This window comes from Streptomyces toxytricini, from assembly GCF_014649915.1.
Lineage (GTDB): Bacteria > Actinomycetota > Actinomycetes > Streptomycetales > Streptomycetaceae > Streptomyces > Streptomyces toxytricini.
In genome coordinates this window covers 32,049-55,757 of record NZ_BMTY01000034.1, presented here as the reverse complement: position 1 = coordinate 55,757, position 23,709 = coordinate 32,049, and the positions used below count along the sequence as shown (strand labels likewise).

23 protein-coding genes are annotated in these 23,709 nt (G+C 74.2%); 17 read left to right on the top strand and 6 right to left on the bottom strand.

Translation table 11 applies throughout. The annotated features are described in order from the left end of the window. The first annotated feature begins 124 nt into the window (after positions 1–124). From pyrG to IE170_RS31010, 13 genes are all read left to right on the top strand, one after another. Entirely contained in the window at positions 125–1,771 is a 1,647-nt protein-coding gene (pyrG, locus tag IE170_RS31070) for a CTP synthase (protein ID WP_189812811.1), read from the top strand. An 83-nt stretch (positions 1,772–1,854) separates the two neighbouring features. Then, positions 1,855–2,484 carry an NUDIX domain-containing protein gene (locus IE170_RS31065; protein WP_189812810.1) on the top strand — a complete coding sequence of 210 codons (630 nt, stop codon included), beginning with the start codon at positions 1,855–1,857 and terminating at the stop codon, positions 2,482–2,484. Positions 2,485–2,565: 81 nt separating this feature from the next. Beyond that, the gene (locus IE170_RS31060; protein WP_189812809.1) at positions 2,566–4,614 is read left to right on the top strand and encodes a tetratricopeptide repeat protein; all 2,049 of its coding nucleotides are present in this window, start codon (positions 2,566–2,568) and stop codon (positions 4,612–4,614) included. A 151-nt stretch (positions 4,615–4,765) separates the two neighbouring features. After that, on the top strand, positions 4,766–5,881 hold the full coding sequence (gene ald, locus IE170_RS31055; protein ID WP_189812808.1) for an alanine dehydrogenase: 1,116 nt from the start codon (positions 4,766–4,768) through the stop codon (positions 5,879–5,881). A 335-nt stretch (positions 5,882–6,216) separates the two neighbouring features. Next, on the top strand, positions 6,217–7,377 hold the full coding sequence (locus IE170_RS31050; RefSeq protein WP_114056969.1) for a ParA family protein: 1,161 nt from the start codon (positions 6,217–6,219) through the stop codon (positions 7,375–7,377). Beyond that, positions 7,374–7,865, top strand: a complete 492-nt coding sequence (locus tag IE170_RS31045; protein WP_189812807.1) for a hypothetical protein — start codon at positions 7,374–7,376, stop codon at positions 7,863–7,865. Before IE170_RS31050 ends, IE170_RS31045 begins: the two co-directional genes overlap by 4 nt. A gap of 1,292 nt (positions 7,866–9,157) precedes the next feature. Then, entirely contained in the window at positions 9,158–9,937 is a 780-nt protein-coding gene (locus IE170_RS33525) for a segregation and condensation protein A (protein ID WP_373299083.1), read from the top strand. 122 nt (positions 9,938–10,059) lie between these two features. Then, complete coding sequence (gene scpB, locus IE170_RS31035; RefSeq protein ID WP_229885324.1) at positions 10,060–10,629, top strand: SMC-Scp complex subunit ScpB; 570 nt, start codon at positions 10,060–10,062, stop codon at positions 10,627–10,629. After that, positions 10,629–11,789 (top strand): pseudouridine synthase, encoded by a 1,161-nt coding sequence (locus tag IE170_RS31030; RefSeq protein WP_189812805.1) that lies wholly within the window; start codon positions 10,629–10,631, stop codon positions 11,787–11,789. The genes scpB and IE170_RS31030 overlap by 1 nt, the downstream gene beginning before the upstream one ends. Positions 11,790–11,951: 162 nt before the next feature. Further along, complete coding sequence (gene pnuC, locus IE170_RS31025) at positions 11,952–12,551, top strand: nicotinamide riboside transporter PnuC (RefSeq protein ID WP_189812819.1); 600 nt, start codon at positions 11,952–11,954, stop codon at positions 12,549–12,551. Beyond that, positions 12,548–13,651, top strand: coding sequence for an AAA family ATPase (locus IE170_RS31020; RefSeq protein ID WP_229885315.1), 1,104 nt, complete (start codon positions 12,548–12,550; stop codon positions 13,649–13,651). Before pnuC ends, IE170_RS31020 begins: the two co-directional genes overlap by 4 nt. Beyond that, entirely contained in the window at positions 13,648–14,400 is a 753-nt protein-coding gene (locus tag IE170_RS31015; protein WP_223856466.1) for an NUDIX hydrolase, read from the top strand. The genes IE170_RS31020 and IE170_RS31015 overlap by 4 nt, the downstream gene beginning before the upstream one ends. After that, positions 14,397–15,419, top strand: coding sequence for an ADP-ribosylglycohydrolase family protein (locus IE170_RS31010; RefSeq protein ID WP_189812803.1), 1,023 nt, complete (start codon positions 14,397–14,399; stop codon positions 15,417–15,419). Before IE170_RS31015 ends, IE170_RS31010 begins: the two co-directional genes overlap by 4 nt. A gap of 72 nt (positions 15,420–15,491) precedes the next feature. Here IE170_RS31010 and IE170_RS31005 read toward each other — a convergent pair whose 3' ends face one another. The 4 genes from IE170_RS31005 to IE170_RS30990 all read right to left on the bottom strand — a co-directional run bounded on the left by IE170_RS31005 (position 15,492) and on the right by IE170_RS30990 (position 17,515). Beyond that, the gene (locus tag IE170_RS31005) at positions 15,492–15,824 is read right to left on the bottom strand and encodes a hypothetical protein (protein WP_189812802.1); all 333 of its coding nucleotides are present in this window, start codon (positions 15,822–15,824) and stop codon (positions 15,492–15,494) included. Continuing rightward, entirely contained in the window at positions 15,821–16,546 is a 726-nt protein-coding gene (locus IE170_RS31000; protein ID WP_189812801.1) for a nucleotidyltransferase domain-containing protein, read from the bottom strand. The genes IE170_RS31005 and IE170_RS31000 overlap by 4 nt, the downstream gene beginning before the upstream one ends. Positions 16,547–16,630: 84 nt before the next feature. After that, positions 16,631–17,089, bottom strand: a complete 459-nt coding sequence (locus IE170_RS30995) for a Rieske (2Fe-2S) protein (protein ID WP_189812800.1) — start codon at positions 17,087–17,089, stop codon at positions 16,631–16,633. An 84-nt stretch (positions 17,090–17,173) separates the two neighbouring features. Further along, positions 17,174–17,515 (bottom strand): DUF952 domain-containing protein, encoded by a 342-nt coding sequence (locus IE170_RS30990; protein WP_189812799.1) that lies wholly within the window; start codon positions 17,513–17,515, stop codon positions 17,174–17,176. A 222-nt stretch (positions 17,516–17,737) separates the two neighbouring features. Between IE170_RS30990 and IE170_RS30985 the strand changes: the two genes are divergently transcribed. From IE170_RS30985 to der, 4 genes are all read left to right on the top strand, one after another. Continuing rightward, positions 17,738–18,826, top strand: coding sequence for a prephenate dehydrogenase (locus IE170_RS30985; RefSeq protein ID WP_189812798.1), 1,089 nt, complete (start codon positions 17,738–17,740; stop codon positions 18,824–18,826). A gap of 179 nt (positions 18,827–19,005) precedes the next feature. Next, positions 19,006–19,704, top strand: coding sequence for a (d)CMP kinase (gene cmk / locus IE170_RS30980; protein ID WP_189812797.1), 699 nt, complete (start codon positions 19,006–19,008; stop codon positions 19,702–19,704). Continuing rightward, positions 19,659–20,348, top strand: coding sequence for a lysophospholipid acyltransferase family protein (locus IE170_RS30975; protein ID WP_373299081.1), 690 nt, complete (start codon positions 19,659–19,661; stop codon positions 20,346–20,348). Before cmk ends, IE170_RS30975 begins: the two co-directional genes overlap by 46 nt. Positions 20,349–20,457: 109 nt before the next feature. Continuing rightward, entirely contained in the window at positions 20,458–21,918 is a 1,461-nt protein-coding gene (gene der / locus IE170_RS30970; protein ID WP_189812795.1) for a ribosome biogenesis GTPase Der, read from the top strand. A 12-nt stretch (positions 21,919–21,930) separates the two neighbouring features. Here the strand turns inward: der and IE170_RS30965 are convergent, their stop codons facing one another. Both IE170_RS30965 and IE170_RS30960 read right to left on the bottom strand, forming a co-directional pair. Continuing rightward, positions 21,931–22,311, bottom strand: coding sequence for a hypothetical protein (locus tag IE170_RS30965; protein ID WP_189812794.1), 381 nt, complete (start codon positions 22,309–22,311; stop codon positions 21,931–21,933). 212 nt (positions 22,312–22,523) lie between these two features. After that, the gene (locus IE170_RS30960) at positions 22,524–23,339 is read right to left on the bottom strand and encodes a DUF8842 C-terminal domain-containing protein (protein WP_189812793.1); all 816 of its coding nucleotides are present in this window, start codon (positions 23,337–23,339) and stop codon (positions 22,524–22,526) included. Between the last annotated feature and the right edge of the window lie 370 nt (positions 23,340–23,709).

Below are 23,709 nucleotides of genomic sequence, written 5' to 3'. Positions count from 1 at the left end.
GGTCTGCCTGTGCGAATCAGGCACCCCGCAACCGCAGCTTCGGCGCCCCCAGAGACCTTCCGGTTCGACGGTGGCCGGCGCCGGACGCACCTCACTTCGCGACCACGGGAGCCCCCTCTTGGCGATGCCGCCCAAATCCCTGACGACCAAGCACATCTTCGTCACCGGAGGTGTCGCCTCGTCCCTCGGCAAGGGCCTCACGGCCTCCAGCCTGGGTGCGCTGCTGAAGGCGCGCGGCCTGCGGGTCACCATGCAGAAGCTCGACCCGTACCTGAACGTCGACCCGGGCACCATGAACCCGTTCCAGCACGGCGAGGTGTTCGTCACCAACGACGGCGCCGAGACGGACCTGGACATCGGCCACTACGAGCGCTTCCTCGACGTCGACCTCGACGGCTCGGCCAACGTCACCACCGGCCAGGTCTACTCGACGGTCATCGCCAAGGAGCGCCGCGGCGAGTACCTGGGCGACACCGTGCAGGTCATCCCGCACATCACCAACGAGATCAAGCACCGCATCCGGCGGATGGCGACCGAGGACGTCGACGTCGTCATCACCGAGGTCGGCGGCACCGTCGGCGACATCGAGTCCCTGCCGTTCCTGGAGACCGTCCGCCAGGTCCGCCACGAGGTCGGACGCGACAACGTCTTCGTCGTGCACATCTCGCTGCTCCCCTACATCGGCCCCTCCGGCGAGCTGAAGACCAAGCCGACCCAGCACTCGGTGGCGGCCCTGCGCAACATCGGCATCCAGCCCGACGCGATCGTGCTGCGCGCCGACCGGGACGTGCCGACCTCCATCAAGCGCAAGATCTCGCTGATGTGCGACGTCGACGAGGCCGCCGTGGTCGCCGCCATCGACGCCAAGTCGATCTACGACATCCCGAAGGTCCTGCACACCGAGGGCCTCGACGCGTACGTCGTCCGCAAGCTCGACCTGCCGTTCCGCGACGTGGACTGGACGGTCTGGGAGGACCTCCTCGACCGGGTCCACAACCCCGACCACGAGGTGAAGGTCGCGCTCGTCGGCAAGTACATCGACCTGCCGGACGCCTACCTGTCGGTCACCGAGGCGCTGCGCGCCGGCGGCTTCGCCAACCGGGCCCGCGTCCAGATCAAGTGGGTCACCTCCGACGACTGCAAGACCCCGGCCGGCGCGGCCGCCCAGCTGGCGGACGTGGACGCGGTTTGCGTCCCCGGCGGCTTCGGCGACCGCGGCGTGAACGGCAAGGTCGGCGCGATCACCTACGCCCGCGAGAACAGGATCCCGCTGCTCGGCCTGTGCCTGGGCCTGCAGTGCGTCGTCATCGAGGCGGCCCGGAACCTGGGCGGCATCGAGGAGGCCAACTCCACCGAGTTCGACCCCTCGACCCCGCACCCGGTCATCTCGACCATGGAGGAGCAGCTGGCCTTCGTCGAGGGCGCCGGCGACCTCGGCGGCACCATGCGCCTGGGCATGTACCCGGCGAAGCTCGCCGAGGGCTCGATCGTCCGCGAGGTCTACGGCGACCAGGCGTACGTCGACGAGCGCCACCGCCACCGCTACGAGGTGAACAACGCCTACCGCGGCGAGCTCGAGAAGACCGGCCTCGTCTTCTCCGGCACCTCCCCGGACAACAAGCTCGTCGAGTACGTCGAGTACCCGCGCGAGGTGCACCCCTACCTGGTCGCCACCCAGGCCCACCCGGAGCTGCGCTCCCGCCCGACGCGCCCGCACCCGCTCTTCGCCGGCCTGGTCAAGGCCGCGGTGGAGCGCAAGACCGGCAAGTGACGGCCTGACCGAGGGCATACCGTAGACAGCCGGGGCACGGACGTCCGTGCCCCGGCTGTCGCGCGTGCGGAGGGTTTCGGGGAATGAACATCAAGGACACGGCCGAGTCGTGGGAGACGCTGTCGAGCCGGCGCCCCTTCCAGGGGAAGAAGACGGCGGTCGTCTCGGACGAGGTCCGCATGCCCGACGGTTCCGCCGCCACCCGCGACTACCAGGCCCACCCCGGCTCCGTGTGCGTCCTCGCCTACGACGAGGAGGGGCGCGTCCTGGTGCTGAAGCAGTACCGCCACCCCGTGCGGCACCGGCTGTGGGAGCTCCCGGCCGGCCTCCTCGACGTGCCCGGCGAGAACCCGCTGCACGCCGCGCAGCGCGAGCTGTACGAGGAGGCGCACGTCAAGGCCGAGGACTGGCGGGTCCTGGTCGACTTCTTCGCCTCGCCCGGCGGCTCCGACGAGGCGATCCGCGTCTTCCTCGCCCGCGGCCTCGCCGACGCCGAGGGCGACCGCTTCGAGGTGTCGGAGGAGGAGGCCGACATGGAGGTGGCCCGCGTACCGCTCGCCGACCTCGTACGCGGCGTCCTCGCCGGCGACCTCGGCAACCCGGGCCTGACCAACGGCGTCCTGGCACTCCAGGCGGCCCTCGCCGCCGAGGGCGGCCCGGACGCGCTGCGCCCGGCGCAGGCCCCCTGGCCGGCCCGCCCGTACGAGGCCTGAAGGCGGCGGCGCGGCCGCCTGCCCGCGGGGGCTGCCCCCGAACGGCGGGGCGGTGTGACGATCCGCTGATCCGATCGGGGGATGCGCCCGCCCTGCCCGCCACGGGTCGTCGCTCTGCGTGAACTACGCTCGCACCCCGAAGGCAGGGAGAGGAGCGGATCCGTGGCGGATTTCGTCGGGCGGCGGCGCGAGCTGAAGGAGCTGCGCGAGGACATCGCGCGCACGGGCCTCGACACCCTCTCCGGCCGCAAGGCCAAGTCCCCCCGCGCCCGGCTCCTGCTCATCGCCGGCCGCCCCGGGTCCGGGCGCACCGCCCTCGCCGAGGCCCTCGTCCGGCAGGTCGCCGCCGACTACCCCGACGGCGTGCTGCGCGTCCGCCTCACCGCCCCCGGCGGCGAGGGCATCAGCACCGAACGGGCCCTGCGGATCCTGCTGGAGGGCCTCGGCGAGCCCACCCCGCCGGGCGCCTCCGAGGACGAGCTCAGCTCCGTCCTGCGCGCCGCCCTGGCCGGCAAGCGCGTGATCCTGCTCGTCGACGACGCCGCCGACCCCTACCAGGTCGACGCCCTGCTCCCCGACACGCCCGAATGCCTCGTCGTGCTGACCGCGGAGGGCCCGCTCACCGGGATCCCGGACGTCCGCCCCTGCACCCTGGGCGGGCTGGAGCCCCCCGCCGCCGTCGAGATGCTCGCCCGCCTCATCGGCACCACCCGCATCGCAGCCGACCCGCGGGCCGCCGAAGACCTCGCCGAGGTGTGCGGGGGTCTGCCCGCCGTCCTCACCATGGTCGGCGGGTGGCTCGCCGCCCGCCCCAAGGCCGCCGTCTCCGACACCGCCAAGCAGCTCCACGACATGCCCGCGGGCAGCTCGGGGCCCCTCGGGAAGGCCTTCCGGCTCGTCTACGAGTCCCTTCCCCAGCCGGCCCAGCGCACCCTGAGGCTGCTGCCGCTCGCGCCCGCCGGGATCGTCGACTCGCACACCGCCTCCGCCCTGGCCGGCTGCTCCGTGGCCGCAGCCCAGGCACTCCTGGAGGACTTCGCCGGCCTCGGCCTCGTCCGGCACGCCCCCGACGGCCTGTTCCTGCTGCCCGGCTGCCTCGCCCCGCTGCTGCGCGGCCTGCTGGAGGCCAAGGAGCGGCCCGCCGAGGTCCAGCTCGCCCGCGCCCGGATGCTGGAGCGCACCGTCCGCCTGCTGCACTCCTGCAGCGCCATGGCCGGCGCGGAGGACGCGGAGGACGTGCGCGAGCAGCTGGACGGACTGCCGCGCGCCCTGCGCTTCGCCGACCGGCGGGCCGCCGCCACCTGGCTGGAGAGCCGGCTCCCCGCCCTGTCGGCCTCCGCCGTCCTCGCCGTCGCCGACGGCGGCCTGGACACCCTGGCCCGCCGGCTCGTCGCCGGCCTGGTCCGGGCACTGGCCGAGCACCGGGGCACCGCGGCCGCCGCCCCCGAGCTGTACGGGCTGCACCGGCTGGTCCTCGACGTCGCCGAGCGGCGCAGCCTGTACCGGGAGCAGGCCGCCGCCCTGCTCAACATCGCCGACCTCGACGCCGAGACGGGCCGGACCAGGGAGGCCCTGGAGCGCTACCGGGCCGCGCTGGACGCCGGGCGGGCGGCGAACGACCCGTACGCGACGGGCCGCGCGATGGAATCCGTAGGCGGCGCCTACCAGGAGCTCTCCGACTGGCACCGGGCCGCCGACTGGTTCGGCCGCGCCCTGGCCCAGGCGCTGGCCCGCGGGGAGCGGGCGGACGAGGCCCGGCTGTACGGGCGGCTCGGCAACGCCCACACCCATGCCGGCCGGTACGGGGACGCCCTGCGCGCCTGGCGGGCGGCCGCCGCGGGCTACCGGAAGCTGGGCGATGTACCCGGCCAGGCAAAGGCGTTGAGCGAGATGGCCCGCATCCAGGAGTACGCCGGACGGCCCGAGGAATCGCTGCACACCTGCCGGGAGGCGGTCGACCTCGCGCGCCGCGCCGGGGACCTGCGGCTGCAGGCCGCGCTCCAGGTCAGGCTGGCCGACACCCTCGACCGGCTGGGTGATCCCGCGGCGGCCCGGCTGCACCGCTCGGCGGCCGACAAACTACTGGGAGACGACCCCGCGGCCTGCGAAATCCGCAGTGGTAACGACTGAGATTATTGGTTTGCAAGGCTAGACAGCGCCTCATCCTTCATTAGACTGGCTCCACCACGTCCTCTCGTGGTGCATCCCGTTGCGCGCCTTGTGGACGGGTATGTATGGAAGTGCCCCGAAAAATCCCCTGAGCCAAGGACCGTGATCGACGATGAAGGTCGGCATCCCCCGCGAGGTCAAGAACAACGAGTTCCGGGTCGCCATCACGCCTGCCGGCGTGCATGAGCTGGTCCGCAACGGCCACCAGGTCTTCATCGAGCAGAACGCCGGTGTCGGCTCCTCGATCTCGGACGCCGAGTACGTCGCCGCGGGCGCGGAGATCCTCCCCACCGCCGACGAGGTCTGGGCGACCGCCGACCTTCTGCTGAAGGTCAAGGAGCCCATCGCGGAGGAGTACCACCGCCTCCGCAAGGACCAGACGCTCTTCACCTACCTGCACCTGGCGGCCTCCCGCGAGTGCACGGACGCCCTGCTGGAGTCCGGCACCACCGCCATCGCGTACGAGACGGTCGAGCTCGCCAACCGCGCGCTGCCGCTCCTCGCCCCGATGTCCGAGGTCGCGGGCCGGCTGGCCCCGCAGGTCGGCGCCTACCACCTGATGCGCTCGGCCGGCGGCCGCGGCGTGCTCCCGGGCGGCGTCCCCGGCACCCACGCCGGCGAGTGCGTCGTCATCGGCGGCGGCGTCTCCGGCTGGAACGCGGTCCAGATCGCCATCGGCATGGGCTTCCACGTGACCCTGCTCGACAAGGACATCAACAAGCTCCGCGAGGCCGACAAGATCTTCGGCACCAAGGTCAAGACGATCGTCTCCAACGCCTACGAGCTGGAGAAGGCCGTCATCGAGGCCGACCTCGTCATCGGCGCCGTGCTGATCCCGGGTGCGAAGGCCCCGAAGCTGGTCACCAACGAGCTCGTCGCCAAGATGAAGCCCGGAAGTGTACTTGTCGACATTGCGATCGACCAGGGCGGCTGCTTCGAGGACTCCCGTCCGACCACGCACGCCGAGCCGACCTTCCAGGTCCACAACTCGGTCTTCTACTGCGTCGCCAACATGCCGGGCGCCGTCCCGAACACCTCCACCTACGCCCTCACCAACGCCACGCTGCCCTACATCGTGCAGCTCGCGAACCTGGGCTGGGCCGAGGCGCTGCGCCGCGACCCGGCGCTCGCGCTGGGCCTCAACACCCATGAGGGCAAGGTCGTTTACGGACCGGTCGCCGAGGCCCACGGCCTCGAGTCCGTCGAGATCGGCACGCTGCTCGGCTGAGCCGTACGACCCGTCAACGACTGACGTCAATCTCACGTCCCCGGCCGGACCTTGCGCGCAAGGTCCGGCCGGGCGCGTTTGCCGCGGCGGGTCCGGCCGGGCGCAACTCGCCTCAAAGGTAGCCCTTTAACCCTTTCGCACACCTGCGAAACTTCACAGTGACGGGTCCGACGCCCTTGACAGAGCGGTGTTCGGTTGCCGACACATCGTTGCCGGTCCGGTGGATTGTGTTGCCGCTGGGCGGTGACACGCCATAGAGTCGCCAACCGTCGGCATGGTGCCACGCTGACCTATCGATAAGTGTCCTGGTCACGTCCGAGGAGGTAAGACGACTTGTGAATGAGTCGACATTTACTCCTGGGGGTGGTCGCGCAGGGACGCCCGAGCGGGGCCAGGGTCCGGCCGGGCTCGAAGCGGTCGGCTCCGTCGCAGTCCGCACGTTCGCAAACCACCAGCACATGACGACGCCCCAAAAGAGCATGGACGGCCTAGACGTGAACTCCACGGCCGGCGACCACAGCGGCGATGCGCCCATTGGTTTCGCCGACTACGACCAGGTGCCCGAAGGGCACTTCTACGACCCCGACGCGGAATACGAGCCCGACCCCGAGTACGCGGCCACCCTCGCGCCCGACGCTGCCCGCCAGCGCCGCGAGCGGATCGGCCCGACCGGACGTCCGCTGCCGTACTTCCCGATCCCGGGTCCGCTGACCGACCACGGTCCGGCGAAGATCATCGCGATGTGCAACCAGAAGGGCGGCGTCGGGAAGACCACGTCGACCATCAACCTGGGCGCCGCACTCGCCGAGTACGGGCGGCGGGTCCTCCTCGTCGACTTCGACCCGCAGGGCGCGCTGTCCGTGGGCCTCGGCGTGAACCCGATGGAACTCGACCTGACGGTCTACAACCTGCTCATGGAGCGGGGCATGTCGGCCGACGAGGTGCTGCTGAAGACCGCGGTCCCCAACATGGACCTGCTGCCGAGCAACATCGACCTGTCCGCCGCCGAGGTGCAGCTGGTGAGCGAGGTCGCGCGCGAGTCGACGCTCCAGCGGGCGCTGAAGCCCCTGATGAACGACTACGACTACATCGTCATCGACTGCCAGCCCTCCCTCGGCCTGCTGACCGTCAACGCCCTGACGGCGGCCCACAAGGTCATCGTCCCGCTGGAGTGCGAGTTCTTCGCGCTGCGCGGCGTGGCCCTGCTGACCGAGACCATCGAGAAGGTGCAGGAGCGGCTCAACCCGGAGCTGGAGCTCGACGGCATCCTCGCCACGATGTACGACTCCCGCACGGTGCACAGCCGCGAGGTGCTGGCGCGTGTCGTCGAGGCGTTCGACGACCACGTGTACCACACGGTCATCGGCCGCACCGTGCGCTTCCCGGAGACCACGGTCGCCGGCGAGCCGATCACCACGTACGCCTCGAACTCCGTCGGTGCCGCCGCCTACCGCCAACTGGCCAGGGAGGTGCTCGCCCGGTGTCACGCCGAGTGAGTCTGCCCGGAGCCGACGAACTGTTCCGTACGACCGGGGGGACGGCACTGCAGTCGTCCTCGCCGAAGCGGGGCGGCGAGGAAGCCGCGGCAGTGCCGGCGGAGGGCACGGCGGGGGAGGGCCGCGGCCGGGAGGCGGCGGCAGGCACGGAGCGCACGGACCCCGTGGTGGGAGCCCCGAGGCGGCCGCAGGAAGGTTCTGCCACCCCCGCGGCGGCTCCCGCGGGGGCGACCCGCCGCGGGAAGGGCACCGGCCGCGGGTCGGGCCGCCGGCCGAGCGGGCGCGAGCGCCACGACGAGAAGATCACGGTGTACGTCTCCGCCGAGGAGCTCATGGACCTGGAGCACGCCCGCCTGGTGCTCCGCGGCGAGCACGGCCTCGCGGTGGACCGCGGCCGCATCGTCCGCGAGGCGGTGGCGGTCGTCCTGGCGGACCTGGAATCCCGCGGCGACGCCAGCATCCTGGTCCGCCGCCTCCGCGGCCGCTGACCTTCCGGCCCCCGGGCCACCGCGCCCCGGCTGCCCGGCCCTGCGGCCGCCGTGCGGCCCACCGGCCCTCGCGGCCGCCGCGTCCCGGCTGTCCGGCCGTGCGGGCCACCCGGCTTTGCGGGCCATCGGCCCGGCTGCCCATCCTCGCGGCCCAGGGGCCACCGCCCCGGCTGCCGGGCCGCGCTCGCCGACCGCCCGAGGCCGTCCGGCGCCAGGGCTGCCGGCCGCTGACGCCGGTCGGCCAGGTGGCAGCCCCCGGCCCCGCCGCCTCCCCACGGTGCACGCACCGGCTTCCTGCGGGTCCCGACCCATGGGACTCCGCCCTTTGGGGCCTGTCCCGAGGGGCGCCTGCCTCGATGGCGACCAGCCGCGACGAGCCCGCTTCCCGCATGCACCGGCCATGCCGGGCCTCTGCCTCACGGGCGGCCGGCGCGCGCGCGTCCTCCCTTCGGGGGCGACTGGCCCGGGCGGCGTGCCCCGGCAGGCGACTGGCGTGCCGGCGACCGGCCTTGCCGGGCCACCTCCTGCCCTGGGGGCGCCGGTTCTCTGGATGTGTGCTTGCAGGGGGGCGCGGGTTTCCGCGGTCGCGGCCCCATGCGACCGCCGGGGCGCGCCGACCGGGTTCCCGGCGGGGCCGCGGATCCAGTCCTCCGTGCCCCTGCCGCCCCGGCCTCGCCGAGCGGTGTGCCGTGCGCGGGTCCGGGGGACGCCGCGGGTCGGGTTCGTGGGAGCCTTGGGGCGGGCCGACCGGGCCCGCCCCCGTACCTTCCTGGACTGCAATGCCCTCTCCCGCCGAAGCCGGCCGCCCGCCCCGCCGGACCCTCGGGCGCGGCCCCGGCGCATCCTCGGGCCCCCGAGCGCCCGCCCCGGCGCCGCCGGAGCCACACGAGGCCGCCTGCGGATCCACGGCCGTCTGCCCGGCCCCCGATGCCCCCGTGGCCCCGACTGCCCCTCAGGGGCCTTCGGAGGCGGCCCTGCGCGCCGCTGCCGACCAGGCGGCCGGAGCCCAAGCCGCCCGGGCCGCCCCGTCTGCCGCTCAGCGGCTCTCGGAGGCGGCAGCGTGCGCTGCCGCGGCACCGAACGCGGGCGGCCGCCCCGCCTTCGGCGGGACCTCTGCCCCGGCCGGCACGCCCGCCGCGGCCGCCGCCATCGGGCCCGGCTCCCCTGCCGAGGCCACGCGCGCGGAGGGCGGAACAACCGCCGGGGCCGGTGCCGCGGCCGGCGCTCCGGCCGAGTCCGGTGCCTGCGCCGGGGGCGGCGCCCCCGGCGGAGGGGGTGACGGGCGGTTCACGTTGCGGCTCGACAATTTCGAGGGGCCCTTCGACCTGCTGCTGCAGCTCATCTCCCGGCACAAGCTCGACGTCACCGAGGTCGCGCTGTCCAAGGTCACCGACGAGTTCATGGCGCACATCCGGGCCATGGGGCCCGACTGGGACCTCGACCAGACCACCGAGTTCCTCGTCGTCGCCGCGACGCTCCTCGACCTGAAGGCCGCCCGCCTCCTGCCCGCCGCCGAGGTGGAGGACGAGGCCGACCTCGCGCTCCTGGAGGCCCGCGACCTGCTCTTCGCGCGGCTGCTGCAGTACCGCGCCTACAAGCGCATCGCCGACGTCTTCGCGGAGCGCGCCGAGTCCGAGGGCCGCCGCCACCCGCGCACCGTCGGCCTGGAGGACCACCACGCCGCGCTCCTGCCGGAGGTCGTCCTCGGCATCGGCGCCGAGGGGTTCGCCCGCCTCGCCGCCAAGGCCATGCAGCCCAGGGCGGAGCCGCAGGTCTACGTGGACCACATCCACGCCCCGCTGGTCAGCGTCCGGGAACAGGCCGCCGTCCTCGTGGCCGCCCTCCGGGAGCGCGGTGCGGCCACCTTCGACGAGCTCACGCAGGACACGGACGACACCCTCACGGTCGTCGCCCGGTTCCTGGCGCTGCTGGAGCTCTACCGGGAGAAGGCGGTCGCCCTGGAGCAGGAGGAGGCCCTGCGCACGCTGACCGTGCGCTGGACGGGCGGCGGGGCCGGCGCGATGCCCGCCGTGACCGACGAGTTCGACCGGATCGCCGAAGCCGGGGAATGAAGGAAGAGGGAGACATGGACCAGCCATCCGACGAGGACGCCCTCCCGGGCGAAGGCGGCCCGTACGACACCGGCGACGGTCTGGCCGGGCTGCCGCTCAAGCCCGCCCTGGAGGCCGTCCTCATGGTCGTGGACGAGCCCGCCACCGAGGCGCACCTCGCGAAGGTCCTCGACCGCACCCCGCGCGAGATCGCCGGCGCCCTGCGCGAGCTCGCCGACGAGTACGCCGTCCAGCAGCGCGGCTTCGAGCTGCGGCTCGTCGCAGGCGGCTGGCGCTTCTACACCCGCCCCCGCTACGCGGCCGCCGTCGAGCGCTTCGTCCTGGACGGCCGGCAGGCCCGCCTCACGCAGGCGGCGCTGGAGACCCTCGCCGTGGTCGCCTACCGCCAGCCGGTCAGCCGCTCCCGCGTCTCCGCGGTGCGCGGGGTGAACTGCGACGGGGTCATGCGCACCCTCCTCCAGCGGGGTCTGGTCGCCGAGGCGGGCACGGAACCCGAAACAGGTGCGATCCTGTACAGGACGACGAACTACTTTCTGGAGCGGATGGGCCTTCGCGGCCTGGACGAGCTCCCGGAGCTGGCGCCCTTCCTCCCCGAGGCGGAGGCGATCGAGGCCGAGACGCAGGAAGGCGTTCCGTCGTTCGATCCGGACGCACCGGACACCGAAGAAGACGACAAGACGACGGAACTTTGATGCGAAGCAGCGGCAACGGCAACGGCGGCAACCGGAACACGGGCGGCGGCGGCAGCCGCAGGGACGGAGACGGACGCGGGCGCGGCAATTACCGCGGCGCCGGCAACGCGCGCGACGAGCGGGCGGGCGGCGCGCCGCAGCGCCCGCGCCGCCCGCGTCCGGAGGAGCGCCGCTACGACGTCGGCCCGGAGGGCGAGCGCACCCGCGGCTCCCGCGGCGCGGACGCCCGCGGCGGCGCGAAGGGCGCCCCGAAGAAGCCGGGCCGCCCCCAGGGCGGCGGCGGGCGCGGCGGCCAGGGCGGCGGCGCGCGGCGCGGCGAGGCGGGCTTCGGCAGCCCGTCGCGGCCGCGCGAGTTCGACGCCCGGATCGAGGAGCGCGTACGCGACCGGTACGCGGACAAGCCGGTCATCCGCACCCCGAAGACCTTCCCGGGCGCCGAGCAGGAGGGCGAGCGGCTCCAGAAGGTGCTCGCGCGGGCGGGCATGGGTTCGCGCCGGGCGTGCGAGGAGCTGATCGAGCAGGCCCGCGTGGAGGTCAACGGCGAGATCGTCACCGAGCAGGGCAAGCGCGTCCTGCCGAAGGACGAGATCAAGGTCGACGGCCTGACCGTGGCGACCCAGTCGTACCTGTTCTTCGCGCTGAACAAGCCGGTCGGCGTCGTCTCCACCATGGAGGACCCGGACGGCCGCCAGTGCCTCGGCGACTACGTCACCAACCGCGAGACCCGCCTCTTCCACGTCGGCCGGCTCGACACCGAGACCGAGGGCGTCATCCTGCTCACCAACCACGGCGAGCTGGCCCACCGCCTGACGCACCCCAAGTACGGGGTGAAGAAGACCTACGTCGCCGCCATCACGGGCCCGCTGCCCCGCGACATCGGCAAGCGGCTCAAGGACGGCATCGAGCTGGAGGACGGCTGGGCGCGCGCGGACCACTTCCGCGTGATCGACCAGGTCGGCAAGAACTACCTCGTGGAGGTCACCCTCCACGAGGGCCGCAAGCACATCGTCCGCCGGATGCTCGCCGAGGCCGGCTTCCCGGTCGAGAAGCTCGTCCGCACCGCCTTCGGGCCGATCGAGCTGGGCGACCAGAAGTCCGGCTGGCTGCGCCGCCTGACCAACACCGAGGTCGGGATGCTGATGCGCGAGGTCGGCCTGTAGACCGGCCGCGGCCGGTCCGCACCGCACCCCCGCACCCGGAGCCCGCAGTGCCTTCCACGGCACTGCGGGCTTTCTGCTTGCCCGGCGCACCCCACCCTGTTTATAGTCAGGCTGACTATTAAAGGAGTGAGGGGGGTCGATGCTCTCGTGAGCTGGACCGAAATGCTCGGGTTCGCCACCGGGGCCCTGTGCGTCTGGCTCGTGGCCCGGCAGCACATCGCCAACTGGCCCGTCGGCATCGCGAACAACGTCTTCTTCATCGTGCTGTTCACGCAGGCCGGCCTCTACGCGGACGCCGGACTGCAGATCGTCTTCATCGCCCTCGCCGCCTACGGCTGGTGGTCCTGGACCCACGGGGGTGGCCCGGGAACCGCCGGAGCCCTGCCGGTGCGCCGCACCACGCGCACCGAATGGGCCGTGCTCGCGGCGGCGGGGGCGGTGACGGTGCTCGCCCTGACGCTCCTGCTCGACCGGGCCACCGACTCGACCGTGCCCTTCTGGGACGCGCTGACCACCGGGCTGTCGCTCGCGGCCACGTACGGCCAGTGCCGCAAGCTCGTCGAGTCCTGGTGGCTGTGGATCGCCGCCGACCTCGTCTACATCCCGCTGTACGCCTACAAGGGCCTGCACCTGACCGCCGTCCTCTACACCGGCTTCCTCGCGCTGTGCGTGGCCGGACTGCTCGGCTGGCGGCGCAGCCTGGCCGGCCAGGGCTCCGGCACCGGACCGGGCGCCCGTACGGCCGCGGAGGCGGCGGCGTGAGCGCCCGGACGCCCGGGACGGCGTACCGGCACGGGCTGGTCCTCGGCAAGTTCTACCCGCCGCACGCCGGCCACCACCACCTCGTGGACACCGCGGCCGCGCAGTGCGAGCGGCTCACGGTCCTGGTGTGCGCGGCCTCGGTGGAGTCCGTGCCGCTCGCCGACCGGGTCGCCTGGATGCGCGACGCGCACCCGCAGCCCGGCGTGCGCGTCGTCGGCGCCGTCGACGACATCCCGGTCGACCTGCACGACCCGGCCGTCTGGGACGCGCACATGGCCGTCGTCCGGGCGGCCGTCCCCGAACCCGTCGACGCCGTCTTCACCTCCGAGGACTACGGGACGGAGCTCGCCCGCCGGTTCGGGGCGCGGGAGGTCCTCGTGGACCCCGCCCGCAGCCGCTTCCCCGTCTCCGGGACCGCCGTCCGCGCCGACCCCGTCCGCTGCTGGCCGTACCTCGGGCCGGCGGTCCGGGCCGCGCTGGCCCGGCGGGTCGTCGTCCTCGGCGCCGAGTCCACCGGCACGACGACGCTCTCCCGGGAGCTCGCCGCGCACTACCGTGCCCGCGGCGGGGTGTGGGCCGCCACCGGATGGGTCGCCGAGTACGGCCGCCGGTACAGCGAGGAGAAGCTCGCCGCCGCCCGCGCCGCCGACCCGGCGGCGACCTGGGAGGACGTGGAGTTCACCTCCGAGGAGTTCCCCGTCATCGCCCGCCGCCAGGACGAGGACGAGGAGCGCGCGGCCCGCGAGGGCTCGCCCGTCCTCTTCTGCGACACCGACTCCTTCGCGACCGGCATCTGGCACGAGCGGTACACGGGCGGCCGGAACCCGGAGGTCGAGCGGATCGGGGCCGCCCGCCCCCGCGACCTGTACCTGCTGACCGACCACGCGGACGTCCCCTTCGAGGACGACGGCCTGCGCGACGGCCCGCACCTGCGGCCCTGGATGACCGGACGCTTCCGCGAGGAACTGCAACGCACCGGGCGCCGCCACCTCGTCGTCACCGGCGACCGCGCCGCGCGCCTGCGGACCGCCGTCCGGGCCGTCGACGAACTCCTCTCCGAAGCCTGGCAGTTCACCGACCCCCTCCCGGAAAGGCGCTGACCGCCGTGGCGGACTACGACCCGCGCGCCTTCGCGCCCTTCGCGGTCACGGTCGACCTCGCCGTCTTCACCGTCCGCGCAGGCGCCCTCCACGTCCTGCTGATCCGGCGCGGCCAGGACCCGTACGCGGGCGCCTGGGCGCTGCCCGGAGGGTTCGTCCTGCCCCGCGAGTCCGCGGAGCAGGCGGCCCGCCGGGAACTCGCCGAGGAGACCGGCCTGCCGGAGCAGGTCGTCGCCGCGCTCCACCTGGAGCAGCTGCGCACGTACAGCGAACCGGACCGCGACCCCCGGATGCGGGTGGTGTCGGTGGCCTTCACCGCGCTCGTCCCCGACATGCCCGAGCCCGCCGCGGAGGGCGGCGGCGACGCGGACCGCGCCCGGTGGACGGCGGTGGGGGAGGCCGGCCCGCTCGCCTTCGACCACGCGGCGATCCTCGCCGACGCCCGCTCCCGGATCGGCGCCAAGCTGGAGTACACCTGCCTGGCCACCGCCTTCTGCCCGCCGGAGTTCACCCTCGGCGAGCTCCGGTCCGTCTACGAGACGGTCTGGGACACGGCCCTGGACCGGCCCAACTTCCGCCGCAAGGTGCTCGCCACCCCCGGCTTCGTCGAAGCGGTGCCCGGCGCCGCCAGGCTCACCGGCGGCCGCGGCAAACCGGCCGCCCTCTACCGGGCCGGCCCCGCCACCGCCCTGCACCCCCCGCTGCTCCGCCCCACGCCCACGCCCCCGGAAGGAACCCCGAGCACATGACGACGACGGCGACGAAGCGCGCGGCGACCGGATCCCTGTTCGGCCTGGCCCTCGGCGACGCCCTGGGCTTCCCCACCGAGTTCAACGACGTCCCGGCGATCCTCGCGAAGACCGGCCCCTGGCGGCAGATGCGGCTGCCACGCCCGGCCATCGTCACGGACGACACCCAGATGACCCTCGCGCTCGCCCGCGGCATGCGCACCGCGGCGGACCGCGGCCCGCTGACCCCGGAGGGCCTCGCCGGGCCCGTCCGCGAGGAGTTCACGGCCTGGTACCGGTCCCCGGAGAACAACCGCGCCCCCGGCAACACCTGCCTGCGGGCGTGCAGCCTCCTCACCGACCCCGGACGGGACTGGCGCGACGCCGGCCAGATCGGCTCCAAGGGCTGCGGCGCGAACATGCGCGTGGCCCCGATCGGCCTCGTCCCCGGCTGGACGGAGGAGGAGCGGGCCGGCGCCTCCCAGCTCCAGTCCGCCCTCACCCACGGCCACCCCACCGCCCTCGCCGCCTCGGACCTGACGGCCCGCGCCGTGTGGCTGCTCGCCGACGGGGCCGAGGTCACGGGCCTGGTCGGCCTGCTGCGCTCGTACGCCCTGGACAACCGCACCCGCTACCACGAGCGCTGGCTCGGCGACCTCTGGATGCGCACGGCCTGCGACGCGAGCCCGCAGTCCTACATCGCCCGCGGCTGGGACGACTGCCTGGCCGCCCTGGACCGGCTCGCGGCGGCCCTGAAGACCCCGTCCCCGGAGACGGACCCCTGCCTGACCACCGGCGAGGGCTGGATCGCGGAGGAGGCCCTCGCCACCGCCCTCCAGTGCTTCCTGCTCTTCCCGGACGAGCCCCTGACGGCCCTGCGCCGCGCCGCCTGCACGTCCGGCGACTCGGACTCCCTGGCCTGCCTGGCCGGCGCCTTCGCAGGCGCCCACCTGGGCGCGGCGGCCTGGCCGGACGACTGGACGACCCGCATCGAGTACCGCGAGGACCTCGACACGTTCGCCGCCCTCTGGGACGCCTGACGGCCGGCCCGCAGCCGAGGCACGAGGGGCCGGGGGGATTACCCCTCCCGGCCCCTCCGCGGACCCCGTCCCTCAGAAGGCCGTCTCGGCCACGGTTTCCCGGGCAATTCCCGACCCGTTGAGGAACTCCTCCAGCACGAACCGCATGGCGGCGGGAACTTCGTCGTCCGCCCGCATGTAGAAGCCGAACCCCGGCACGTCGAGGTGCTCGAGCCTGTTCAGGGCCACGCAGACACCGCTGTCCAGCCGCCAGCAGTAGATCAGGCGTGGCCCGAGGTCCCACTCGTCCTCGAACCTCTCGCCGGTCCCCCAACGGGCGGCGGCGTCGTCCACCTCGACCGTGAGGTGGGCCACGTAGACGGATCGCCTGCCGCCGGTCATTTCGTGCGCGCAAATCGCGATCACGACGCTGCGGCACTTTCTCGGCGGGCCCGGTGGAGGAAGGATTCCACTGCTGCCCGGTTCGGGGTCTCCGGGAGGGGGGAGCGCGGGAGGGCCGCGTCCGATTCGGCTGACAGGCAGGTCGCCCAGGCGTCGATCTCCGACCAGGACGACTCGCCCCGCTTCACCGCGAGGAGGCGGTCGCGGTACGGGGTCGCGTCGATGTCCAGGCGGCCCGTGCGGAGCATGTCGCGGCAGGACAGCAGCAGCCGCAGCAGGTGCATCGCGTGCTTCCAGCGCGGCGCGCCGTGCAGCCGCACGTCGGCCAGGAGCTTGTCGTGCTGGCCCTTCGCGTAGCGGGTGAACGAGGTGTGCACCCCGCGGGAGAGGAACGCCCCGCGCAGTGCGAGGAGTTCCTCCCCCACCGGGGTCAGCCGCTCGACCAGCGGCGAGTGCAGGCACTCCAGGACGTTCGGGTTGCTGCGCAGCGCCAGCTCGCAGAAGCGCTCCAGCTCCCAGGAGAACTGCTCCTCCCGGGGGCCCTCCACGTGCGTCGGCGGCTTGTCGAAGCGCCAGAACAGCGGGGTCGGCGCCAGGTAGACGCCACGCCGGTCGGTGTCGCTCGACCCGGTCGCCAGGCCGAACGCCCGCGAGCCCATGACGCACGCGTAGACCGTGTGGTCGCGCACCAGGGCGTGGTCGTCGGACGCGGCGGCCGCGCCCGCAAGGGTGGTCTGTTCGGTCATCCCCGGAGGGTAGGCGCGGCGGCGGTCGCCGGTCGACGGGATTTGCCCCGCCGCCCCGGCACCGCACTGCGCCAGGGCGCCGCCTTACGCCAGGTACACCTGGCCACCGGAGACCGTGATCTTCGCCTCCGGGAGGGGGCGGGTCGCCGGGCCCTTCGTGACCGCGCCGTCCGCGATGGCGAACCGGCTGCCGTGGCAGGGGCAGTCGATGGTGCCGGCGGCCACCTTGTTCACCAGGCAGCCCTGGTGCGTGCACACCGCGGAGAAGCACTTGAACGTCCCCGCCGCCGGCTGGGTCACCACCAGCTTCCGGTCCTTCAGCACCGTGCCGCCGCCCACCGGCACCTCCGACGTCTTCAGCAGCGCCGTCCCGGCGCTCTCGCTCGGGGCCGCCGCCTGAGGGCCGGACGTGCCGGGGGTCGCGCTCTCCGGGATCGGCGAGGGCTCCTCCTCCCCGCCGCAGCCGGCCAGCGCGCCGCCGGCCAGGGCGGCGGCCCCCGCCGCCAGGACGGTGCGTCGGGCGGTGGGCACGGGATCGCTCATGGGCTCCTCCTCGTCTGGGCCGGGACCGGCGAAGAGCATCCTGGCCCGCGCCGGGCCCCGGGTGGTGCTCCGCCGCGCCGCCGCTCAGGCACCCGGCTCCCACGGGGCGAGCTCCGGTGCGGCACCCGGCCCAAGGACGACCTCCCAGACGCGGACCACCGCCGCCCGGTCCAGCGGCCCGTGGACGTGCGGGTAGCGGCCGCCCGATTCACCCTCGCGGCGGACTTCCGAGGTCAGCGCGCGCTCGTCGAGTTCGACGGCCAGCACCGGGCCCTCCACCTCGCGGTAGTACCGGTCGGCGATCTCCAGGGCGGTGGGGCGGTCGGCCGAGCAGTGCACGAATCCCTCCGCGTCCAGGGAGGCCGGGGCGTACGGGAGCTCGGGCGCGGCGGACCAGTCGGCGAGCGGGACGATGTGGAAGATCATGCCGACGTTCTACCCCAGCCGCCACCGCCCCGCCGCGGACCGGCCCCGAGTGGCAGGCCCCCGCCATCGGGGGTGCCATGGTCCGGAAAGGCCCCCGGGACCCGGCAGCCCCGGCAGCCCCGGCAGCCCCGCCCGACGGGCCGCCGGATCCCGGGCGCCCCCGCGCTGGCTACCCTGGCCCGGAGTGATCCGCCGCCACACCACGCAACCCTGGAGCGCCCCGTGAGAACCGCCGCCGTCATCGGAACCGGCCTGATCGGAACCTCGGCGGCCCTCGCCCTCGCCGCCCGCGGGGTCCGCGTCCACCTCGCCGACCACGACCCCGACACGGCCCGCACGGCCGCCTCCCTCGGCGCCGGCACCGACGAGCCGCCCGCAGGGAAGGTCGACCTCGCGATCGTCGCCGTACCGCCCGCCCACGTCGCGGCGACCCTGGCCGACGCCATCGGGCGCGGCGTGGCCCGCGCGTACGTGGACGTCGCCAGCGTCAAGGGCGGCCCGCGCCGGGAGCTCGCCGCGCTCGGCGCGGACACCACCGCGTACATCGGCACCCACCCCATGGCCGGCAAGGAGCGGTCCGGGCCGCTCGCCGCCACCGCCGACCTCTTCGAGGGCCGCCCCTGGGTGCTCACGCCCACCCGGGAGACCGACCACGAGGTGCTCAACCTGGCCCTGGAGCTCGTCGCGCTCTGCAACGCCGTCCCGGTCGTCATGGACGCCGACGCCCACGACCGGGCGGTCGCGCTCGTCTCGCACACCCCGCAGCTCGTGTCCAGCATGGTCGCCGCCCGCCTGGAGGAGGCCGACGAGACCGCTGTGCGGCTCTGCGGCCAGGGCATCCGCGACGTCACCCGCATCGCCGCCTCCGACCCCCGCATGTGGGTGGAGATCCTCTCCGCCAACCCCGGCCCCGTCGCCGAGGTCCTCGCCGGCATCGCCGCCGACCTCCGGGCCACCGTCGACGCCCTGCACGCCCTGGAGTCCGCCGACGTGGACGAGCGGCGCGGCGGCGCCGGCGGCATCGAGGACGTCCTGCGCCGCGGCAACGCCGGCCGCGAGCGGGTCCCCGGCAAGCACGGAGCCGCCCCGATGGCGTACGAGACCGTCGCCGTCCTGATCAGCGACCGGCCGGGCGAACTCGCCCGGATCTTCGCCGACGCCGGCCGGGCCGGGGTCAACATCGAGGACGTGCGGATCGAGCACGCCACCGGCCAGCAGGCCGGCCTCGTACAGCTCATGGTGGACCCGAGCGCCGCCGCCGCCCTCACCGAGGAGCTGCGCGACCGCGGCTGGGCCCTGCGCCGCCCGTAACCCCCGCCCGTCGCGCGCCCGCCCCTGTGGCCGCCGACCGCCCGCCGCCGGGGCCGCGGCCGCCCCGGCGGCCCCCGCGGCGGCTCCCGGGCAGCGCCCGTTCCGGGGCCCGGTAACCTTGGAGAGGGGCGCTTTGGCGCGCCCTGACACGCACGCGCAACCAGGAAGGTGCCCGCACCGTGGAAACCGCAGCTCCGTCCGCCGTGATCGTCGCCATCGACGGTCCCTCCGGCACGGGCAAGTCCAGCACCTCCAAGGCCGTGGCCGCCAAGCTCGGGCTGCGCTACCTGGACACCGGTGCCCAGTACCGGGCCATCACCTGGTGGATGATCACCAACGGCATCGACACCGACGACGCGGACGCCGTCGCCCTGGCCGCCGGAAAGCCGGCGATCGTCTCCGGGACCGACCCGGCCGCCCCGACGATCACCGTCGACGGCGTGGACGCCTCCGGCCCGATCCGCACCCGCGAGGTCACCTCGAAGGTCAGCGCGGTCAGCGCCGTCCCCGAGGTCCGCGCGCTGATCACCGACCTCCAGCGCAGCATCGCCGCTGAGGCCGAGGGCGGCATCGTCGTCGAGGGCCGGGACATCGGCACCACCGTCCTGCCCGACGCCGACCTGAAGGTCTTCCTCACCGCCTCGCCCGAGGCCCGCGCCGCCCGCCGCAGCGGCGAGCTCCGCGGCAAGGACGCCGCCGACGTCGCGGCGACCAAGGAGGCCCTGATCAAGCGGGACGCCGCCGACTCCGGCCGCAAGACGTCGCCGCTGGCGAAGGCCGGCGACGCCGTCGAGGTCGACACCACCGAGCTGACCCTGGAGCAGGTCATCGAGTGCGTCGTGACCCTGGTCGAGGAGAAGAGGGCGGGCCGCAAGTGACCCGGACGCCCTCCCCGAAGGGTGCGGCGGTCGGCCGGCGGATCGGCATCGGGCTCATGTACGGGCTGTGGAAGCCGCGCGTACTGGGGGCCTGGCGCGTGCCCGCCTCCGGTCCCGTCATCCTCGCCGTGAACCACGCCCACAACATCGACGGGCCCATGGTCATGGGCACCGCGCCGCGGCCGCTGCACTTCCTCGTCAAGAAGGAGGCGTACATCGGCCCGCTCGGGACCTTCCTCGAGGGCATCGGCCAGGTCCCCGTCGACCGCGCGGGAACCGACCGCACCGCCGTCACCAAGGCCCTCTCCGTGCTCGACAACGGCGGCGCGCTCGGCATCTTCCCCGAGGGCACCCGCGGCGAGGGCGACTTCGCATCGCTGCGCGCGGGGCTCGCGTACTTCGCCGTCCGCAGCGGCGCACCGGTCGTCCCGGTGGCCGTCCTCGGCAGCACCGACCGCCGGGGCCGGCTGATACGCGGCCTGCCCCCGTTCAAGAGCCGGGTCGACATCGTCTTCGGCTCCCCCTTCGACGCGGGCGACGGCACCGGCCGCCGCACCCGCACCGCCCTGGACGAGGCCACCGTGCGCATCCAGAGCAGGCTCACCGCCCACCTCGCGGACGCCCGGCGCCTGACCGGGCGCTGAGCGCCGGGCGCCCCGACCGGCGCTGAGCGAGACTTGACCCAGTAGTGGCGCCCGCGCGGCACCCCGCGCGGCCGCCACCGACCACCACGAACGACGAGGAACGGACTTCATGAACGACCAGCACGACCACGGAGCGCTCGGCGACGCCGAGTACGCGGAGTTCATGGAGCTCGCCGCGGAGGAAGGCTTCGACCTCGAAGAGGTCGAGGGCGCGATCGAGGAGGCGGGCCACGGCCCGCTGCCCGTCCTCGCCGTCGTCGGCCGGCCCAACGTCGGCAAGTCGACCCTGGTGAACCGCATCATCGGCCGCCGCGAGGCCGTCGTCGAGGACAAGCCGGGCGTCACCCGCGACCGCGTCACCTACGAGGCCGAGTGGGCGGGCCGCCGCTTCAAGGTCGTCGACACCGGCGGCTGGGAGCAGGACGTCCTCGGCATCGACGCCTCGGTCGCCGCGCAGGCCGAGTACGCCATCGAGACCGCCGACGCCGTCGTCTTCGTCGTCGACTCCAAGGTCGGCGCCACCGACAGCGACGAGGCCGTCGTCAAGCTGCTGCGCCGCGCCGGCAAGCCCGTCGTGCTGTGCGCCAACAAGGTCGACGGCCAGAGCGGCGAGGCCGACGCGGCGATGCTGTGGTCCCTCGGCCTCGGCATGCCCTACCCGGTGTCCTCGCTGCACGGCCGCGGCACCGGCGACCTCCTCGACGCCGTCCTGGAGGCGCTGCCGGAGGCCCCGGCGCAGTCCTTCGGCGGCGGGCAGAGCGGCGGGCCGCGCCGCATCGCGCTCATCGGCCGCCCCAACGTCGGCAAGTCCTCCCTGCTGAACAAGGTCGCCCGGGAGGAGCGGGTCGTCGTCAACGAGCTGGCCGGCACCACCCGCGACCCGGTCGACGAGCTCATCGAACTCGGCGGCGTCACCTGGAAGTTCGTCGACACCGCCGGCATCCGCAAGCGCGTCCACCTCCAGCAGGGCGCCGACTACTACGCCTCGCTGCGCACGGCCGCCGCCGTCGAGAAGGCGGAGGTCGCGGTCATCCTGATCGACGCGACGGAGAACATCAGCGTCCAGGACCAGCGCATCATCACGATGGCCGTCGACGCGGGCCGCGCCGTCGTCGTCGCCTACAACAAGTGGGACGAGCTCGACGAGGAGCGCCGCTACTACCTCGAGCGCGAGATCGAGACCGAGATGCAGCAGGTCGCCTGGGCGCCCCGCGTCAACGTCTCGGCGAAGACCGGCCGCCACATGGAGAAGCTGGTCCCGGCGATCGAGACCGCGCTGGCCGGCTGGGAGACCCGCGTCCCGACGGGCCGGCTGAACGCCTTCCTCGGCGAGCTCGTCGCCGCGCACCCGCACCCGATCCGCGGCGGCAAGCAGCCCCGCATCCTGTTCGGCACCCAGGCGGGCAGCAAGCCGCCGCGGTTCGTCCTCTTCGCCTCCGGCTTCCTGGAGCACGGCTACCGCCGGTTCATCGAGCGCCGTCTGCGCGAGGAGTTCGGCTTCGAGGGCACTCCCATCCACATCTCGGTGCGGGTGCGGGAGAAGCGCGGCGGCCAGCACAAGAAGAAGTAGCGCCGCCGGGGGTCAGTAGCCCCGGCGCGGAGCGGGCGGCAGGGCCGCCGGGATGTGCTGCATCCCGGTCTGGTGCTGCCGCCCGCCGGCGTATGCGGTGGAGCCGCCGGCGTACGCGTACGAGGGCTGCGGCGCGGCCGGGGCCGGCGCGGGCGCGTACGGAGCCTGCCACGGCTCCGGCTGCCACCCGGAGCCGCTCCAGCCGGCCCCGTACGTGCCGGTGCCGGCCGTGTAGGAGCCGCCGTACGAGAACCCCGTGAAGGCCAGGTCCTCCTCGCCGGTGCGGTCCCCGGGCAGCGCCCGGAAGGCCCGCAGGTACTCCGAGCACAGCGTGTCGTAGATGGGGGTGTGCGAGGCGGCCGGAGCGCCGTCCCGGTCCTGTACGGGCCGCATCCGGGAGATGCTGCTGCTGGTAGGGGCAGAGGCGCGGGAGGGGTCGTATGAATGCACGTATCAGCCAACGACCCCGGGGCCCTGCGGATGCGGGCGGACGGGCAGGAAACGCAGATCGCCGGGGGTGTGCGGGCGGACCGCACACCCCCGGCGACATGCGCCGTGCCGCCCCCTCGTGAGGGGCGGGACGGTCGCTCCGGGCCCGCTTTCCGTCAGGCGCCCGGGGTGCCCGCCAGCGGCATGGAGGCGGCCACCAGCTTGCCGGCGGCGGCGGCCTTGTCGAGGGCGTCCCGCAGGAGGTCCTCCCGCGGCTGCTGGCCGATGGAGCCGACGGGAGCCGCGTAGACGAGGACGCGCTGGGACTTGTTGACGGCGGCCCGCCAGCCCTCGGTGACCGACAGGGCCTGGTGCGCCTGCCACCAGGCGACCGGGCCGGAGCCGTCGGTGCCCGGCTGGAGCACGGCGTGCAGCTGGCCCGCGGCGAGCAGCACCGACCAGCCGGCCAGCGGGGTGGGCAGCTCGGCGGTGTCGGTGACGGGGATGAAGCCCTGCTCGATGAGGAGCGGCAGGAAGTCGTCTCCCGGGCCGGTGCTGCCGGGGCGGGCGATGGGCGCGGTCGGCTCGACCACGAGGGCCGGGTGCAGTTCGCCGCCGATCAGGACGAGGCCGCTGGTGATGCCGAGGACCGCCTGGCCGCCGGGGACGCTCTGCGGGGCGGCGCCGCCCGCGGCGGGGGCCTCGGGGGCGGGGCTGTCGCCGGTGATGCTGCGGACGGCGCCCTGGAGCTGCTCCTCGGAGACCGACACGACCTGGGAGGGGATGCAGCCGGCGTGCGCGAAGGCGAGGACGGCGGTCTCGTCGCCGACGAACAGGACGGTGCTCGTGGGGTCGGTCTCGGGGTCCCCGGGGGTGCGGCACGAGGTGCAGTCGTAGCTGCGCGGTGCGTCGTCGCCGGTGAGCAGCCTCTCGGCTTCTTCGTCACCGATCTCGGCACGTACCTCATCACTGACGTCGAGCATGCGGGGCACGGGGTGGCTCCTCGGGCTAGGCGAGCGGGGGGCCGGGCGGTTCCCGGCCTGCCGGGATCAACGGCGGATCGGCGGCCGGGGTCACGCCGTTTGAGGGAACGGAATCGAACCCGGCGGCCAGAGGGGTGAACGGTCCGCCCGGGGGTTCGCCTCGGTGTCAACGGATGCCGGTTCGTGTCCCGTTGGTGTCCGGTCGTGGCCGCTTCGGGGAAGGGGGCGCGTCCGCCGACCGGGTGGGGCAGTGGACGGGCCGCGTGGCGCGGGCGGCGGGCGGCTCCGGCATGCGTAGCGTGACCCGATGCCCGACCCCCGGATCCGGCGGGCCGCCGCGGCGGCCGCCGCCGCCGTGCTGGCTCTCGTCCTCGTACTC